The following is a 16,763-nucleotide window of genomic DNA, read 5'->3' on the forward strand; positions in this document are numbered from 1 at the left end:
CAAAAATGGAAAACAAATTCACGTTCAATAACGGATACATCGTCGGCATATCACTGATCTCCGCATTGGGTGGCTACCTCTTCGGCTTTGATTTTGCCGTCATTGCAGGTGCCTTGCCCTTTTTACGGGAAGCATTTGCGTTGGATGCCTGGTGGGAGGGCTTCCTGACCGGCTCCCTGGCATTGGGATGTATCGTGGGGTGTCTGATAGCCGGGCGAATAGCCGATCAATACGGACGCAAGCTGGGACTCGTACTTGCCGCCGCGATCTTTGCGGCATCTTCTCTCGGAATGGCCTTTTCGGCCAATCTCACCGTATTTATTGCCATGCGGTTTGCCGCCGGCATCGGCGTGGGCATGGCCTCTCTGTTAAGTCCGATGTACATTGCCGAGGTCTCACCGGCACAAGTACGTGGACGGAATGTAGCCATCAACCAACTGACCGTCGTGATCGGGATTTTAGTCACTAATCTCGTTAATTACCTGTTGGCCGATGGTGGCAGCGAATCGTGGCGTTGGATGTTCGGACTGGGAGCCGTACCATCCGTACTGTTTTTCCTCGGCGTCCTCTGGTTACCCGAAAGCCCCCGTTGGCTGGTCAAGGCCGGCAGACAGGAACAGGCCGCCAAGGTATTGCATAAATTGGGTTCGCCGGACTATGCCGAATCAACCCTGTCCGGCATTCACCAATCGCTTCAAGGCGGTGTCAGGCAATCTTTCCGGGCGGTATTCGAAAAAAGTGTACGGCCCGCGGTTATCGTCGGAATTACCTTGGCACTGTTTCAGCAACTGTGTGGCATCAATGTGGTATTTAACTACGCATCGACCATTTTTGAGTCGGTGGGGGCCGACCTGGACAGGCAGCTTCTTGAAACCGTCGCGATCGGCGTGGTCAACCTGCTGTTTACGTTGGTAGCCATGTGGCAGGTGGATAAGCTGGGTCGCCGACCGCTGATGCTTGTGGGATCGCTGGGCCTCAGCATCGCCTACATCGTTCTCGCATTGCTCTTGCAGGGACAGGCAGCAACACTGCTGATATCCCTATTCGTCTTGTTGGCTATTGCCATCTACGCCACCACACTCGCGCCGGTTGTATGGGTGCTTATTTCGGAAATTTTCCCGAATAAGATCCGCGGGACGGCGTCGTCTGTGGCCATTGTAGCGCTTTGGATCGGTTACTTCATATTGGTATTCACGTTCCCGATACTGGCCAGCAAACTCGGCACGTTCGGTCCATTTTATTTTTACGCCGTTATCTGCTTCCTAGGCTTCTGGTTTGTCCGGTATCGGGTAAAAGAGACCAAAGGCAAGACATTGGAAGAACTGGAAGCAAACTTGACGGGACATTGAGATATAAACAGATAGATAATTGATAAACGAATAGCAGGAATGGATATGCAGGTAACTATTTGGCAGGAAGAGGTGATCATCCCAACTTATGGTGTGGGTGAACCGGAAAAAAATCCCATGTTTTTTGAAAAGCGGGTATATCAAGGCAGCAGTGGCGTCGTGTATCCCAATGCGGTTATTGAAAAAGTAGCCGACGAAAAGATCGAAAAGCGTTACATCGGGCTTTTCCTCGAAAACCGCTACCTCAAGGTACTGATCTTACCGGAATTGGGTGGCCGGATCCAGCTGGCTTACGATAAAATCGGACAACGGCACTTCGTTTACTACAACCAGGTGATTAAACCTGCCCTCGTGGGACTTACCGGCCCCTGGATTTCCGGGGGTATCGAATTTAACTGGCCACAGCATCACCGTCCCAGCACCTTTGAACCGATTGATTTCGATCTGGAGGAACATGCCGACGGTAGCAAAACCGTGTGGGTAAACGAAGTAGAAAAAATGTTCCATACCAAAGGCATGGCGGGTTTTACACTTCATCCCGACAAGGCTTACATAGAAATCAAAGCGAAACTTTACAACCGCTCGCCGTTGCCGCAGACTTTCCTTTGGTGGGCCAATCCGGCGGTAAAGGTCAATGACGATTACCAATCGGTGTTCCCACCCGATGTAAACGCGGTATTCGACCACGGCAAGCGGGATGTATCTACTTTTCCCGTTGCAACGGGCACGTATTACAAAGTCGATTACGCTCCCGGTACCGATATTTCACGTTATAAGAACATTCCCGTTCCGACCTCGTATATGGCCATCCGGTCCGATTACGATTTTGTCGGCGGATATGAACACGATTCACAGGCCGGCCTGCTCCATGTGGCCAACCACCATGTATCACCCGGGAAAAAGCAATGGACCTGGGGCAACGGGGATTTCGGCCAGGCGTGGGACCGGAATCTCACCGACGAAGATGGTCCATACATCGAATTGATGACTGGTGTATTTACGGATAACCAACCGGATTTTTCGTGGCTGATGCCTTACGAGGAGAAGTCGTTTACGCAATATTTCATGCCCTACCGGGCATTGGGAATGATCAAGAATGCAAGCAAGGACATTTTGCTGGCCATTGACCCAACGGAAAAAGGCTGGCTATTGAAAGTAGCGGTGACCGGTCCGCAACCGCACCTGGACGTACGCGTTTCCAGCAACGGAAAGCAAATCTTTGCAGATACCATCGCGTTGGATCCCGAGTCGGCGTACGAACGTCTGATTCCAACAACCAGCAAACCGGACGAGCGCGACCTTATCGTTGTGGTGGCCGATGGCGAGGGCCGTGAGTTGCTCCGGTATGAACCGGCAAAAAACAGGGCCAACGAGCTGCCCGAACCGGCTAAACCTGCAAAGGCACCTGCCGAGGTGGAAAGCACGGAGCAGCTGTTCTTAACGGGGCAGCACCTGGAACAATACCGGCACGCCACCTACAGCCCTGTACCTTATTACGAAGAGGCGTTGCGCCGCGATCCAACGGATATCCGCAACAACAATGCACTGGGAGCCTGGTACCTGCGGCGCGGACAATTCAAAAAAAGCGAATCCTTTTTCCGGCGGGCGATCGAAACAGCGACACAACGAAACCCCAACCCGTACGATAGCGAACCGTATTACAATCTTGGACTGAGTTTACGTTATCAAGACGATATCGATGGCGCCTATGAAGCGTTTTTCAAAGCCACCTGGAGCCATGCATGGGTAGCTGCTGGCTATTTCTCGGTAGCACAGATCGATATGCTTCGGGGCCGTATTCAATCGGCGCTGGAACATGCCGGTTTAGCATTGCAGCGCAATGCATCGCATGGAAAAGCCTACGTACTCCAGTCCGCGGCCTACCGGAAACTGGGAAATCCGGCCGCGGCACTCGCGGTATGTGAAACGGCGTTACGGAACGATCGGTTCAATCTTGGCGCACTCTACGAATCGGCGCTGGCAAACCGCGCGCTGGGCAATGATCAAGAAACGGCGATCCGGGAACAACAGTTAGCGAACCGGGCACGCGGCACGGCCCATAACGTCATCGCCTATGCAGTGGATTACAGCCTGGCGGGCTTGTACGAAGAAGCACTGGCACTTTTAGATCGCGTATCCGAACCCGAACGTACGCCGATGGTATTTTATTACCAAGCATGGATACAGCAGCAGTTGGGAAATCCTGCGAAAGCAAATGCGTTACTGGCACAAGCCGCCAGCGCAAGCCCCTATCTATGTTTTCCCAATCGGCTCGACGATATCCGTGTGCTTCGTTTCGCGATGGATCAAAACCCGTCCGATGCACGTGCTCCCTATTACCTCGGTAATCTTTTTTACGATAAGCGGCAGTATGACGAAGCCATCTCGTTGTGGGAAAAAGCGGCAGAGGCTTCCGATGCCATACCCACCGTGTTTCGAAATCTCGGAATTGCTTACTTCAACAAACGGGCGGATGCGGTCCGGGCGCTCACATGTTATGAAAAGGCGTTTGCCATGGATCCCTCCGATGCACGGGTACTCATGGAGCTTGATCAGCTGTACAAGCTGCTGAACCGGCAACCTGCCGACCGGCTGGTTTTCCTGGAAGCCCGTCTAGATACCGCCCTGAAACGCGATGATATTTACCTGGAATGGGTATCGTTGTACAATACGCTCGGGCAGGAGGAAAAAGCACTGGAACTGTTGCTGCAACGAAAATTCCATCCGTGGGAAGGTGGTGAAGGCAAAGCATCCGGTCAATACGTATACAGCCGAATCGCACTTGCAAAAAAAGCCTTGCATTCGGGAGATGCTGCCGCTGCCATTGACCACCTACATGCCGCACGGGTCTACCCTGAGTCCCTCGGAGAAGGCAAACTGCATGGTGCACAGGAAAACGACATCTTTTTCTGGCTGGGCCGCGCGTTGGCACAGCTGGGAAATGCCGAAGCCCTACACGCTTTCCGGCAAGCCACCATCGGGCTGGACGAGCCCGCAGCAGCCATGTTCTACAACGATCAGCAGCCTGACAAAATCTTCTACCAGGGCCTGGCTTGGTTACAGCTCGGCGAGAACGATCGTGCAACTGAAATCTTTGAAAAATTGCTGCATTATGGCAAGGCACACCTCCATGACAAGGTGAGTATCGATTATTTCGCGGTTTCACTACCGGATCTCCTGATCTTCGACGTGGATCTGAATGCACGCAATCAAACCCATTGTTATTTCATGCAGGCGCTCGGTTACCTCGGACTTGCGCAATACGAACAAGCGAAAGAGGCACTGGAAAAGGTGTTGCAGCAGGAGGCGGGCCATCAGGGAGCGATCACACATTTGTCATTATTAAACAACGGATTAATTCAGCGCTCGGCATTGACCGCATAATTAACTACCTTGCAAAATTTGAGCATCGTATCAGCAAATCAAAGAAATGTTAAACCTCACTTATCAAGTCGCAAAAATGAAAAGTAAATCGAGTTATCAAGCGCTCATTTTGTCGATCGTCGGAACACTTTTATGTATCGGTTGTAGTGTGGCGGATGAATCGCTAACCATAAAATCAAAAGATGGTTTAAATAAAATTACCTTGTCCCTAAATGAGAAAGGCGAGCTATATTATCAGGTAACCCGCAGAGATAAAACACTCATTTCAGACTCTCCGCTTGGCCTAACCTGTGACGATCAGGATTTCACCTCCCAACTGTCGGTTGCCGAAATTTCACCGGTTGAGGAAAGAAGGGAGAAATACGAACTAAAGGTGAGTAATTACAAAGAAATAGATCATGTCTTTCAAACCAAAAGTATAACCTTTAAAAATAATCAGGGTGCACGCATGATCGTTGACTTAGTCGCCGGCGAAGAAGGAGTTGCTTTCCGCTATCGGTTTCCAGATACCGACGAGAAAACACGGATCATAAAAGACGAAATTACCGGATTCCACATTGGAGAAAAGGCAAAAGGCTGGCTGCAGCCGTATAACAAAGCAGGCGACTATACCCCGGGTTATGAAGACTTCTACCTTCCTGTAAATTCGGGTGACCCCATCAGTAATGCTCGTAACGCTTCTGTAGGCTGGTGCATGCCTGCGCTTTTTCATGTCAATGACAGCCAAAACTGGGTGCTCATTGCGGAGTCCGGGACAGACGGTTCTTACCCGGGCTGTCATCTGCAGCCGGATTCGGAGGGAGGAATCTATCGAATCGCATTTGCAAAAGAAGACGAGAAATATACGTTGCCGCTAGCTGAGAAAGAAAATGCCTATCCAGCATCAAATCTTCCCTGGGTGATGCCATGGCGGGTGATCATCGTGGGTGATCAAGCCGGGGATATCTTACTGTCAACCCTGGTCACCGATCTGGCTCCTGCTTCTAAAATCGAAGACACCTCTTGGATTGAACCGGGGAAGGCCTCGTGGTCATGGTGGTCGCATCCGGATGATCATTCACCTGAAATTTACAATGAATTTTCGGATCTCGCAGCCTCCTTTGGCTTTGAATACACCCTATTTGACGCGGGTTGGGAAAAAGCGAACCGCGAAGGGGGGATCATTGACTATGCTGCCGCTAAAGGAATTAAACCCCTGGTTTGGGGCTATTCAGCAAGCTATTTTGATTCAGAAGAACGAAAGAAACGGTTCAAAGAACTGGCCGATATGGGCATCAAAGGCGTTAAAATAGATTTCTGGTGTTCGGATAGACAAGAAGTAATGGCTGCGTTGCAATCGGTTTTTGAAGATGCCGCCAACGAACATTTACTGGTAAATCTCCATGGTTCCTCCGTTCCGAGAGGCTGGCACAGGACCTGGCCAAATTTCATGACGGCGGAAGCGATACTGGGCACTGAAAGCTACTTTTATGAACCGAGGTTCCCTGATAAAGCAGCAGAACAGAATACGGTGTTGCCTTTTACAAGAAACGTAGCGGGCCCCGCGGACTATACGCCGTTTGCACTGACAATGAGAAAATATCCCCGTGTTAATACAGCAGTTCATGAACTCGCCACGGCCATGATCTATACATCTGGAATTATCCATTTCGCCGATTCAAAAGAGGTATTTGATTCACTTCCCGTCGAGGTGAAGGATTTATTGACGGATATGCCCGCCACTTGGGACAACACCGAAAGCGTAATGGCTGAACCCGGTAAATTCATCGTTCTCTCCCGCCAAAAAGATTCCCTTTCCTATATCGTGGGTATAAATGGCACCAACAGCGAACTACCTATCAAACTGGATCTTGCTAAATACGGAAAGGAGTTTTCTAAATTTCGGATCATTACGGAAGGCGAAGAACCATTAATGGAATTTGATATACACACGCATCCGATAGCTCCTGATTGGTCTTATAATTTAGCCCCTAAAGGAGGATTTATCATTCAATTTATCCCTTAACAACACCCCATTTAGAAAAAAAGATATACAGACACAGCATCGCCAATACCAACAGCAACCATGCCAAGTGCCGTCGCTTCCAGGGTGTAAGCGGAATCTTCAAATCAGGCATAAGCATTTGTTGTTGTTGCATGGGCCAAAATTTGCCGATGGCCAGCATCAATAATGACGTCACCACGAACAGTATCGCCAGTACATGGAGAAAATGAAGACCGACATGAAAAATATATTCGCAGGCAAAATAGCTCGCCATAAAAAATAACAGACCTATTTTGGCTGCAAAAGGCGGCACCTTTTTGGTCAGAAATCCGACGACAACGATCGTGAAAATGGGAATGGAGAACAAACCGGCCACTTTCTGCAGGTAGGTATAGAAACCGCTGTGTGCAAACAGGATAAACGGTGCCGTAATCATTGCTAACAGCGAAATAGTGATTTCAAACCGCTTTCCGATGCGAACAAGCTCTGCATCAGTCGGTCTGCCGCCTCGCCTTTCCCGATAAGGTTTATAGATATTGAGTACAAACAACGTACTGCTGCCATGGAGCCCTGCGTTGTAGGTGGTCATGGCCGCCCCGAAAACCAACGCTGCGGTCATGCCCAACAGCACGCCGGGAAGGGCATTGGCTGCGAGCACAGGGAAAACCGATGCCGTATTGGTGATGCCGGGGTAAAGGTGCACAGCAATCAGCCCCGGCAGGTTAATGAGGACCGGCGTAACCAGCTTGCCCACGGCGGCCAACGCCATGCCTTTCTGCGCATGTGCCAGATTTTTCGCAACCAGCACCTGCTGAACAATATATTGCTCCATACCCCAGTAATAGATATTGACCAGCAGCATGCCTGTAAACAACGTACTGAAAGGTACAGCATCGGCTTCCGAGCCAATGGCATTTAAATGAGATGTATGCTTCGTGAGCAATCGAGTTACCCCGGCCACGATATCGCCATCGCCCAGGGCTTTTAATGCAAACCAAGGCAGACAGATGCCGATAATGAGCAATCCACCGCCCAACACCGTGTCCGAAATCGTAATGGCCTTCAATCCGCCGGCAATGGTGTAGAGACTGCCTACCAATCCCAATACCCATACCATGATCCAGATGCATTGCCAATAGGATACACCAAACCATGCCGGTAAATCGAACATGCCCGTCATGGCCACGGCACCGCCGTACAGCACCGGTGGCAGCAAATTGACCACATAGCTGAGCAGAAAGATAACCGACACCCATCGCTTCGTCCCTTCATCGTACCGATCGGCCAGGAAATCAGGAGTCGTGACCATCCCACCCTTAAAATAGACCGGCAACAAAAACTCAGACACCAACAGCATCGCAACGACAGAAGTCACCCCCCACGCCATAACGGATAAATTGTTGATGTAAACCGACTCGTTTTCACCAATAAACTGGTTGGCGCTGAGGTTGGTAAGCAACAAAGAACCGGCGACAACGAGGTAACCGTTGTTTTTGCCTGCCAGGAATAGGCCCGAGACGGATTTTAAATTGACTGAACGCGTTTTGTACCAGGATACTGCTGCAACCAGTACCGTACAAACCAGAAAACTTATGACAATTACCGCATTCAATCAGAGAGATTTACGAATATACAACGCAGTAGGCACTACCTGCTGGATTTTTTCACGGGTTTGCACATAATCGGCTGCCAGCCTGCCCATTTCCGCAAAATCGGCAGAAAACGTGGTGATACCTCCGGCAATAATTTCCTTCACCACGTCATCGTTATGTGCGAGTACTGCCAAATCCTTACCCAATTTCCACTTTTTATCCATTACATCTTTCAGGATGGCATAAAGCTCCGGATTGTGAATCGTAAAATATACTTTGTTACGTTCAATACTGCCACTTTCATAGTGCTTCTTTACCGTGCCTTTCAAACCTGTATCTTTCAGGAATTTGCGAAACGATTGCAGAATTTCCGAAGGTTCTGCAGTATTTTTCCTGAAAAAAAAGATGATTTCCTCATAGGCCGCCAGCTTCGCTGCCAACTGCTGAAATATATGGTAGGATGAGGTCCGGAATTCCTGCGTAATATATGAATAGTCGCTTCCGAGTGCCAAATGGCGATCAATGACCAGCAACTTGAACGGAGGTATCGTCGTTAGTAACTCCTTTATCCGCTCTGTTGCGATCGGGGCTACGATATACAGTCCGTAGTGCCCGGCAATCCGATTGAAGATGGCTTCAAATACATCGGGATTGTTGTGATGGAAATACAGATCGATCTGGATGTCTTTGTCGATATGGGTTTTCAGACTGTTATACAGCGTTTCCTGAAACGTATCGAACGCATACATCAGCAGCGCGATCTTTTGCTGCTGGCGGATGTTGCCGCTGATCACAAAATAGCCCTTTCGGTTTTTCGAAGCAATCACCCCCCGCTCCATCAGCTCTTTGTAAGCCTTTACAATGGTTTCCCGTGCGTATCCCAATTCACTGATCATGGTATTGACCGAAGGCAGGGCGGCATTCGTGCGCAGTCCACCTTCATCAATGGCATCCAGTATTCCCTGTACCAGTTGCTCGTGCTTGGAGAGCGACTGCAAGTTTTCCAGTGCACGGATCTTCTGAATGACAAAAACGACCGGGTCGACCTGACTTATCTCCATATGTGAAGCTATTTTTCTTTTGTAATGTGGTAAATATAAATAAACAGCGTGTTATTCTGCTTCCAGTTGAAGAATAACACTTTCCCTGGCTTTCCTTACCTGTGGGTTGAACCCTATTTTCATCAAAAAATCCCCTGAATACACCTGCTCACCAGCGATCGGTGAAGACGTACCCGGATACAAGTTGATTTCGGATATGCGGTAATTGCGTTCCGGATCGAGGCCATCTAATTTAATCGGAAGGTGGCTCCCTTCATCATACCGGTTGTTTACAAGGTAATTGAACAGCACCCCTTTTTCTTTTGCCTTGTCCACGAAAAGCATGCTGGCTACGCTGTTTTCACGCGGATGGGTCAACCGGTACTGATCCCCGTGCCAGATGGTTCCCTTAATACCGTTGTATGTCTTCACCGCCTGTTGGCAGAACGCAAGGTCGTTGTCATTGAGGTGGTCAATCACAATATCAAACCCCAGCTTGCCCATCATGGCTACGTCGGTGCGGAACTTGATCGGTTGCTTTCCCCAATCGGTCACATGGTTTGCGCTCGCTATTGCCGGGTAAAAGTAGGAGTTTTCCCATTGGATGAAGATCCGCTCCATCGGGTCTGTATTGTCACTCGGCCAATATTCGGTGAAATATTGCAGCGCGGCGTAATCTACCCGGCCGCCGCCGCCCGAGCAGAGCATCATAGGCACCGTGGGGTACTTGGCACGCACCCGCTCCAGCACCTTGTACAATCCACGTACGTATTCGATATACAGATGCGATTGATTATCCAAGTGCGCGGAATAGGCATTATAAATAACGGCATTGCAATCCCACTTGATGTAGGCCAAATCCGGATTTTCGGTAAACAGGTCATCTACCACGCCGAATACGAAGTCCTGCACGTCGGGGTTGCTCAGGTCCAGCACCAATTGGTTGCGGAAATAGTATTCATCGCGTTTGGGTTGCTTGATAACCCAATCCGGATGTGTTTCATAAAGCTCGCTTTTGGGGTTTACCATTTCGGGTTCGATCCAGATACCGAATTTTACCCCATTGGCGGAAGCCTCTTTAACCAACGTCCCGATTCCGTTCGGTAGTTTTGACCGATTTTCTTCCCAATCGCCCAAACCCGCCGTGTCACCGTTCCGCGGATATTTATTGGCAAACCAACCATCATCCAACAGAAAAAGGTCCACTCCCAGTTTTTTGGTGTCTTTCAACAGTGCCTTCAGTTTCTCTTCGTTGAAATCAAAGTAGGTAGCTTCCCAGTTATTCAGCAGGGTAAGCCGTTGGCCATGGCCATCGAGCAATTTGTAATCGCGGGCCCAGTTGTGCAGATTACGGCTTGCAAGTCCTTTGCCTTGGGCCGAAAACGTATACATAAATACAGGCGTGGTAAACACCTCACCTTTTTCCAGCGAATAGTCGGATGCATAATTGTTGATACCTGAAATAATGCGCAGGTTGTTCTGCGGATCCAATTCGAGATCGGTGCGAAAATTACCGCTCCATTGCAGGGATCCCAGCAACACCTCACCCTCGTGTTCGGTTGCAGGCCGGTCCAACGAAACCATGAAAACCGGCGGTTGGAATAAATTGGCACGCGTACCGAGTTTGGAATCCAGCACCTTGATGCCGTGGGTCAGCTTTTCTTCCTCCGGCTGCATCTCCCTAGCCCAATCACCGTAATATTGGCGGAGCCAATAGGCACTGGCTTTCAAATGAAGATTGGCGGATGCAAACTTATGCAAGGTAACAGCTCCGCGCTCGTCATGCTTGATCTCGCTCCATTGCTCCACCACATCATCTTTGAAATAAGCTTTGTAAAACAATGTCACTTCAAAGGGATAAACCGGATCTTTCAATGCGATTTTAAGCAGAGAAATCCCATCTTCCAGTTGCTGAATTTCATGGCTCACATACCGGAGGTCTAAGGATTGGTTGCCGTCTGCATGCGTCACGGAAATGGCGGGTTCCATCAGGTTGCGGGACCCAGATGGCGTATATGCCGAATTCAATAGGCCGGTATAATCAGTGGATTGCTTATAAGTATCGGGGATAGATTTATATTCGGCAACACGATTTAACCGCCTACCGAGATAACTGATACGTACATCTTGCTGATCGCTTACCTGGAGCACCAATGCGTGGTGCTTCGTCTCCAATGGAATCGTCTGGGTCTGCGAATAAGCAATACCGGAAAAACAGCAATATACAAACAGGTTAATCAGCAAGGTTAATCTCACACGTTTTTTTTGCATCATCTCAATAATTTTCAATGTTCATTTAGCTTATAACTGAACAGAGCAAACAAGCATCTGTACTATTCTGTTCTATCACGCAAAAGTAATACAATATTCAAACAATCAAAGAAATCCGATCAAATTTCCAAAAAAAACACAAACGTAAACGCACTTTTACCCACTGCAAGACTATTAGTTATGAGAAAGTTAAAAATTTATTTGGGGGTTGATTTATTTTTTTCTACTATTGCATTCTCTATAGTATAGTATAGTATAGTATAGACTAAAGAATGGCCGATTTCAAAACCAGTGACCCCTTGAATATTGTCTGATCATTTAATTAAATATTTCAATTATAAGCAGCTTATGTATTCCATTTTACACACCAAATCAACTATCGTGCGATACCTTGCGCTTCTGATGGCACTTCTGCCCTTGTGGGAGATGAATGCCAAGGCCCAAGGCGGCGAAAGCATCCGTATCACAGGACGTGTTACGGACGGTATCGGTACCTCCCTGCCGGGAGTAAGTATTTCTGTTATCGGGGGCTCGGGAAGTACGTCCACCGCCGCGGATGGCAGCTACCAACTCACTGCCCCATCCAATGGGACGCTCCGTTTTACCAACGTAGGCTTTATCAGTCAGGACGTCGAGATCAACAACCGGACAACTATTTCTGTCGTCTTGCAGGAAGACAATACAGAACTTGAAGAAGTAGTTATTGTAGGTGCCGCATTCAAGAAAAGTGATCTGACAGGAGCCGTAAGTAGTGTGAGCAGCAAAGTGCTGGAAGAAAAACCCGTAACCAATATTAACCAAGCCATTCAGGGCCGTATTGCCGGTGTTTTTATTTCTAGCCCGACCCGTCCGACAGACGATGCCTCCATCAAGATCCGCGGTATCAATACCATCAATGGTTCTACTGACCCGATCTATGTGGTGGATGGTATGGTCATGGACAACTCTTTTTCTGGCTTCAATGCGGTGAATCTGAATGACGTTGCCTCCATCGAAGTGCTGAAAGATGCCTCCGCCACGGCGCTTTACGGTTCGCGTGGATCTAATGGCGTGGTCGTTATTACGACCAAAAAAGGCAGGAGAGGTGAAGGACGGGTCACGTATGATGGCTGGATGGGATTTCAGACCTATGCCGGCACACCGAAGACGATGAACAGCCAGCAATTGTTTGAACTTCGTAAAGAGGCCTATATCAATGGTTATCGGCAAACCAATCCAGACGGCGATGTGGATGCCTATATCAATGATGTGATCATGGGGTCTAATACTGTGTTCGCCGATTATGAATTTGACGCCTTTACTAACCATTCAAATTACGACTGGCTGGATGCGGTAAGCCGTACGGGCAGGCAGCAGAACCATGTGGTAAGCCTGTCCAACGCAGACGATAAAGGTTCGTATTATATCAGCTTCGGCTATACAGACCACAAAGGGGTTATTAAAAAATCGGAACAAGAAAAGTTCAGCGGACGTATCAATGCCGACGAACAGATTAAACCCTGGTTGAAGGTCAGCACCAATACGACCTATACCCGCACCAACAATACATTGGTCGATGACGGTATCATGAACCGTGCCCGTCTGGCTAATCCGATGTTAGCCGTTTCCGACGAGTTGGAAACATTAAACTGGCAGGGAATTTTCGATCAGAATAACTTCAATCCACTGCGTTCGTTGCGGGTTGACCACGACCTGGTCTATAATCGTTTGCTTACTTCCAACTATGTGAATGTGAATCCGATAGAAGGATTGAATCTGCGTTCGACGTTTTCCGTCGATTATGCACAGAAGCAGGATAACAAATATACACCCAACGATATTTATGAGTCGGAGCGTTATGGAACACAGGGAGAAGCGGTTGATAACCGGGATACGCGCACGGTTTGGCAATGGGATAACACGATTTCGTATGCAACCACGTTCCATGACCGCCACAAGTTAAACGCGATGGTCGGTACCAGTGCTACCCAGACAAAATATAGTTATATTAACGGAACGGCGATGGGTTACGGATCTAATTTGTTCGGGTACCATAGTTTGCAGTCGGGCTACAAAAAAGACCAACGCGGTTTGGGTTCAGGATGGTCAGAACAGACGTTGTTATCCTACATTGCCCGTATAAACTATACCTATGACGACCGATATTTATTGACGGCCACCGGCCGTTACGACGGTTCTTCCAAATTTGCCCATGGAAACCAGTGGGGCCTGTTCCCGTCTTTATCGGCAGCGTGGAACCTAACGGAAGAAGATTTTATGAAAGAGCAGCATTTCTTTGATCAATTGAAGCTACGTACCGGTTTTGGTATCGTCGGTAACCAGAATATCGATGATTTCGCTTACCTCTCTTTGTATAACGTCAGCTATACCGGTACCGTAGAGACGGGCTATACGTATTCATTTGGATCGAATGGACGTCGGGGTACACCGGATATCAGTTGGGAAAAGCAGCAGCAGTGGAACCTAGGTTTAGACATGGGATTCTTACAGAACCGTTTCCGTCTGTCGGTGGATGCGTTTTTGATTAAAAACAAAGATTTGCTGATGAGCCACTCCCTGGCTACGACTACCGGTTATTCGAACACCATTGAGAATATTGGAGCCATTGAGAACAAAGGCCTGGAATTCGCGTTGGATGCCAATCTATTGAGAACAACAGATTTCGAATGGAATTTTGCAGCAACCTTCTCGATGGATAAAAATAAGGTTACCCAACTTTACGGAAATACCGGTGTGGTTTATAATGTAGATGGTGACCGCAACATTCAGAAAGAAGGCAACTTATTCTTGGGCGAATCACGCAATACCTTATACCTGTGGAGAACAGGAGGGATTGCGCAGGCGATTGACATGGATCGTTTGAATCAGATCAACTGGAATGGTTACAACGTCAATCCAGGAGACCTCTATCCATTGGATTTCAATGGAGATGGTCAAATCGATCAGAATGACCGTGTTGTTATCGGGGCGACCGATCCTAAATTTTATGGCGGGTTCTCTTCGGATTTGAATTGGAAAAATATCTCGTTGAATGCGGTGTTTAGTTATTCCTATGGCGCGAAAAAGTTAAGTCCATGGTATGAATCGTTAATTGCGAGTAGCGGGTCAAGTGTGGCTTCCACCGATCTGTTGGACCGTTGGACCCCGGAGAACACAGGTGCAGCGTTTCCACGCGTATTGGCAGGGTTTGATTATAATCACTACAATGTGAATCAAATGGACTTCAGTGTACAGGATGCATCCTTTCTACGGTTGTCGGCCCTAACCGTGGCCTATACCTTCCCAAATCAGGTTATCAATGCGGCTAAATTCTCCAATTTACGTGTTTACGCGACGGGGTCCAACCTATTCTGTCTGACGAATTATAAAGGATACGATCCTGAAATGGGCGACTGGTACCCACCGACACGTATGTGGACATTCGGTATAAACATGGCGTTTTAAGGAAAAAACAATTTAATCAGATGAAAAAGATATATAAATATAGCGCAATAGGTTTAACCTACGCACTGATACTCAGCACATCTTCTTGTTCGAATTTTCTGTCTGTAGAACCCACAGGATCACTGACAGAAGAGCAAGTTTTTGAAAAGATAGATAATGTACAACCGTTGGTTCTCGGATTATATGATAGCTATCGCAAATGTAAAGAAGGTCGTAATGGCTTGATGCCTTATTTGGGTACCGACGAAACACAACAGGGCAATTATCAATTGATTTCCTCGGGTGATCAGGCAGGTATGGACAAATACAACGGGCAGTTGAACGCAACGTCCACGCAGGTGGCTAGTATCTGGAACAATCGTTGGCCCGCCGTTGTCTCGGCAGCAAAGGCCATTTATGCACTGGGTTTAACGAAAGAAGATCCCGAACGTGCCAACAAATTAATGGGTGAAGCACGTTTTATCCGTGGCTTGCTGATGTTTGAACTGAGCATGTTCTGGGGTGAAATCCCCGTTATTGATATGACCAAGACTGAGGAGCTGGGACTGGGACGCCAACCGTTGGATGTTGTGTGGCAGTATATTATCGACGATTTCACCCTAGCCGCCGAAAATTTACCCGAATCGTACGATGGCGAACCACAACGGGCGACGAAAGGTGCCGCTTTGGCCATGTTGGGGAAGGCGTATATGGCTGCTCCCGAATCGACCAACCTACGTGATTTTTCTAAAGCAGACGACTGCTTTAAGCAGATCATTGCTATGGGACGATACAGATTGCTGGATCAGTATGGCGATTTATTCCGCTATGATAACCCAAATACGGCAGAATCGTTATTTGAGCTGCAATTCAACAATGTATGGCCTGACTGTAATTTTTGGCAGTTTGATACCGGTTCGCGCGCCGTCGACTCCTGGTTTAGCCAAGCCTGTTCTTTCTCTGGTTATGATTTTCTTCTTCCTACCCCGTTCGCTTATAAAACGGTAGAGGAAGGCGGTGTTTGGGAAGACGGAGACACCCGTAAAGGGGACGCATTACGCGAGGACTTCACGTATTATACCAACAAATACAGTTCCGACGGTTCCTTTCAATATGTAACCCCGGATTTATCAAAAACACAGTGGACCGGAACAACCGACGAGTTGGATCCGCATATCAAAAAATATGAAGACTACCGTACGGATGCTCTTTCGGGTCTTGGAATTAATAATATGTGGAACTCGGGTAAAAATTTCGCGGTAATACGATACGCGGATGTGTTGCTTTCGCATGCCGAATGTTTGAACGAATTAGGGCAAACCGCTGACGCGATAACCATCGTAAATGACCAGATTCGTAAGCGGGCATGGGGAGGCACGCTACCGGAAGATAAGAAGTGGGGTACCCTATCTCAAGACGACTTCCGCGCTAAAATTATGGACGAACGTATGCGCGAGTTATGTTTTGAAGGTTGGCGCCGTATCGACCTGTTGCGTACGGGTAAGTTTGTAGAACTGGTAAAAGCGCGCAACAAATGGGCAAACGAGTCGGGAACCATACAGGATTTTCACAAACGATATCCCATTCCCGATACGGAGATCAAAACGAATGAGGCATTCACCCCAGCCGATCAAAACCCGGGATATAATTAATTCAACCTACCCAAAAATATCCGTTGCAAGGTTCTGTTTTATTTTGAACCTTGCAACGGATATTTTAG

8 protein-coding genes are annotated in these 16,763 nt (G+C 48.2%); 5 read left to right on the plus strand and 3 right to left on the minus strand.

What is annotated here, in order from left to right; genetic code table 11:
• Positions 1 to 5: 5 nt before the first annotated feature.
• From BMZ56_RS13945 to BMZ56_RS13955, 3 genes are all read left to right on the plus strand, one after another.
• Positions 6 to 1,349, plus strand: a complete 1,344-nt coding sequence (locus tag BMZ56_RS13945) for a sugar porter family MFS transporter (protein WP_090627717.1) — start codon at positions 6 to 8, stop codon at positions 1,347 to 1,349.
• A 39-nt stretch (positions 1,350 to 1,388) separates the two neighbouring features.
• Positions 1,389 to 4,733 (plus strand): DUF5107 domain-containing protein, encoded by a 3,345-nt coding sequence (locus BMZ56_RS13950; protein ID WP_245893220.1) that lies wholly within the window; start codon positions 1,389 to 1,391, stop codon positions 4,731 to 4,733.
• Between the two features lie 76 nt (positions 4,734 to 4,809).
• On the plus strand, positions 4,810 to 6,738 hold the full coding sequence (locus BMZ56_RS13955) for a glycoside hydrolase family 97 protein (RefSeq protein WP_090627918.1): 1,929 nt from the start codon (positions 4,810 to 4,812) through the stop codon (positions 6,736 to 6,738).
• Here the strand turns inward: BMZ56_RS13955 and BMZ56_RS13960 are convergent.
• Genes BMZ56_RS13960 through BMZ56_RS13970 form a run of 3 tightly spaced genes read right to left on the minus strand, consistent with a single transcriptional unit; the run spans position 6,728 to position 11,623 of the window.
• Positions 6,728 to 8,329 (minus strand): solute:sodium symporter family transporter, encoded by a 1,602-nt coding sequence (locus BMZ56_RS13960; RefSeq protein WP_090627718.1) that lies wholly within the window; start codon positions 8,327 to 8,329, stop codon positions 6,728 to 6,730. The two genes, BMZ56_RS13955 and BMZ56_RS13960, sit on opposite strands and share 11 nt — an antisense overlap.
• Positions 8,330 to 9,370 carry a GntR family transcriptional regulator gene (locus tag BMZ56_RS13965; RefSeq protein ID WP_090627720.1) on the minus strand — a complete coding sequence of 347 codons (1,041 nt, stop codon included), beginning with the start codon at positions 9,368 to 9,370 and terminating at the stop codon, positions 8,330 to 8,332.
• Positions 9,371 to 9,421: 51 nt separating this feature from the next.
• Positions 9,422 to 11,623 carry an alpha-galactosidase gene (locus BMZ56_RS13970; RefSeq protein ID WP_245893218.1) on the minus strand — a complete coding sequence of 734 codons (2,202 nt, stop codon included), beginning with the start codon at positions 11,621 to 11,623 and terminating at the stop codon, positions 9,422 to 9,424.
• Positions 11,624 to 11,968: 345 nt separating this feature from the next.
• Between BMZ56_RS13970 and BMZ56_RS13975 the strand changes: the two genes are divergently transcribed.
• Both BMZ56_RS13975 and BMZ56_RS13980 read left to right on the plus strand, forming a co-directional pair.
• Complete coding sequence (locus BMZ56_RS13975; protein WP_218146569.1) at positions 11,969 to 15,064, plus strand: SusC/RagA family TonB-linked outer membrane protein; 3,096 nt, start codon at positions 11,969 to 11,971, stop codon at positions 15,062 to 15,064.
• A gap of 20 nt (positions 15,065 to 15,084) precedes the next feature.
• Positions 15,085 to 16,695 carry a RagB/SusD family nutrient uptake outer membrane protein gene (locus BMZ56_RS13980; RefSeq protein ID WP_090627722.1) on the plus strand — a complete coding sequence of 537 codons (1,611 nt, stop codon included), beginning with the start codon at positions 15,085 to 15,087 and terminating at the stop codon, positions 16,693 to 16,695.
• The last annotated feature ends 68 nt before the right edge of the window (positions 16,696 to 16,763 follow it).

Origin of the sequence: Parapedobacter indicus (assembly GCF_900113765.1) — a bacterium.
GTDB classification, from domain to species: domain Bacteria; phylum Bacteroidota; class Bacteroidia; order Sphingobacteriales; family Sphingobacteriaceae; genus Parapedobacter; species Parapedobacter indicus.

Excerpts from the sequence above, each read along its gene's own strand:
- BMZ56_RS13945 (WP_090627717.1), top strand. The coding sequence starts at position 6 with ATGGAAAACAAATTCACGTTCAATAACGGATACATCGTCGGCATATCA.
- BMZ56_RS13950 (WP_245893220.1), top strand. The coding sequence starts at position 1,389 with ATGGATATGCAGGTAACTATTTGGCAGGAAGAGGTGATCATCCCAACT.
- BMZ56_RS13955 (WP_090627918.1), top strand. The coding sequence starts at position 4,810 with ATGAAAAGTAAATCGAGTTATCAAGCGCTCATTTTGTCGATCGTCGGA.
- BMZ56_RS13965 (WP_090627720.1), bottom strand. The coding sequence starts at position 9,370 with ATGGAGATAAGTCAGGTCGACCCGGTCGTTTTTGTCATTCAGAAGATC.
- BMZ56_RS13970 (WP_245893218.1), bottom strand. The coding sequence starts at position 11,623 with ATGATGCAAAAAAAACGTGTGAGATTAACCTTGCTGATTAACCTGTTT.
- BMZ56_RS13975 (WP_218146569.1), top strand. The coding sequence starts at position 11,969 with ATGTATTCCATTTTACACACCAAATCAACTATCGTGCGATACCTTGCG.
- BMZ56_RS13980 (WP_090627722.1), top strand. The coding sequence starts at position 15,085 with ATGAAAAAGATATATAAATATAGCGCAATAGGTTTAACCTACGCACTG.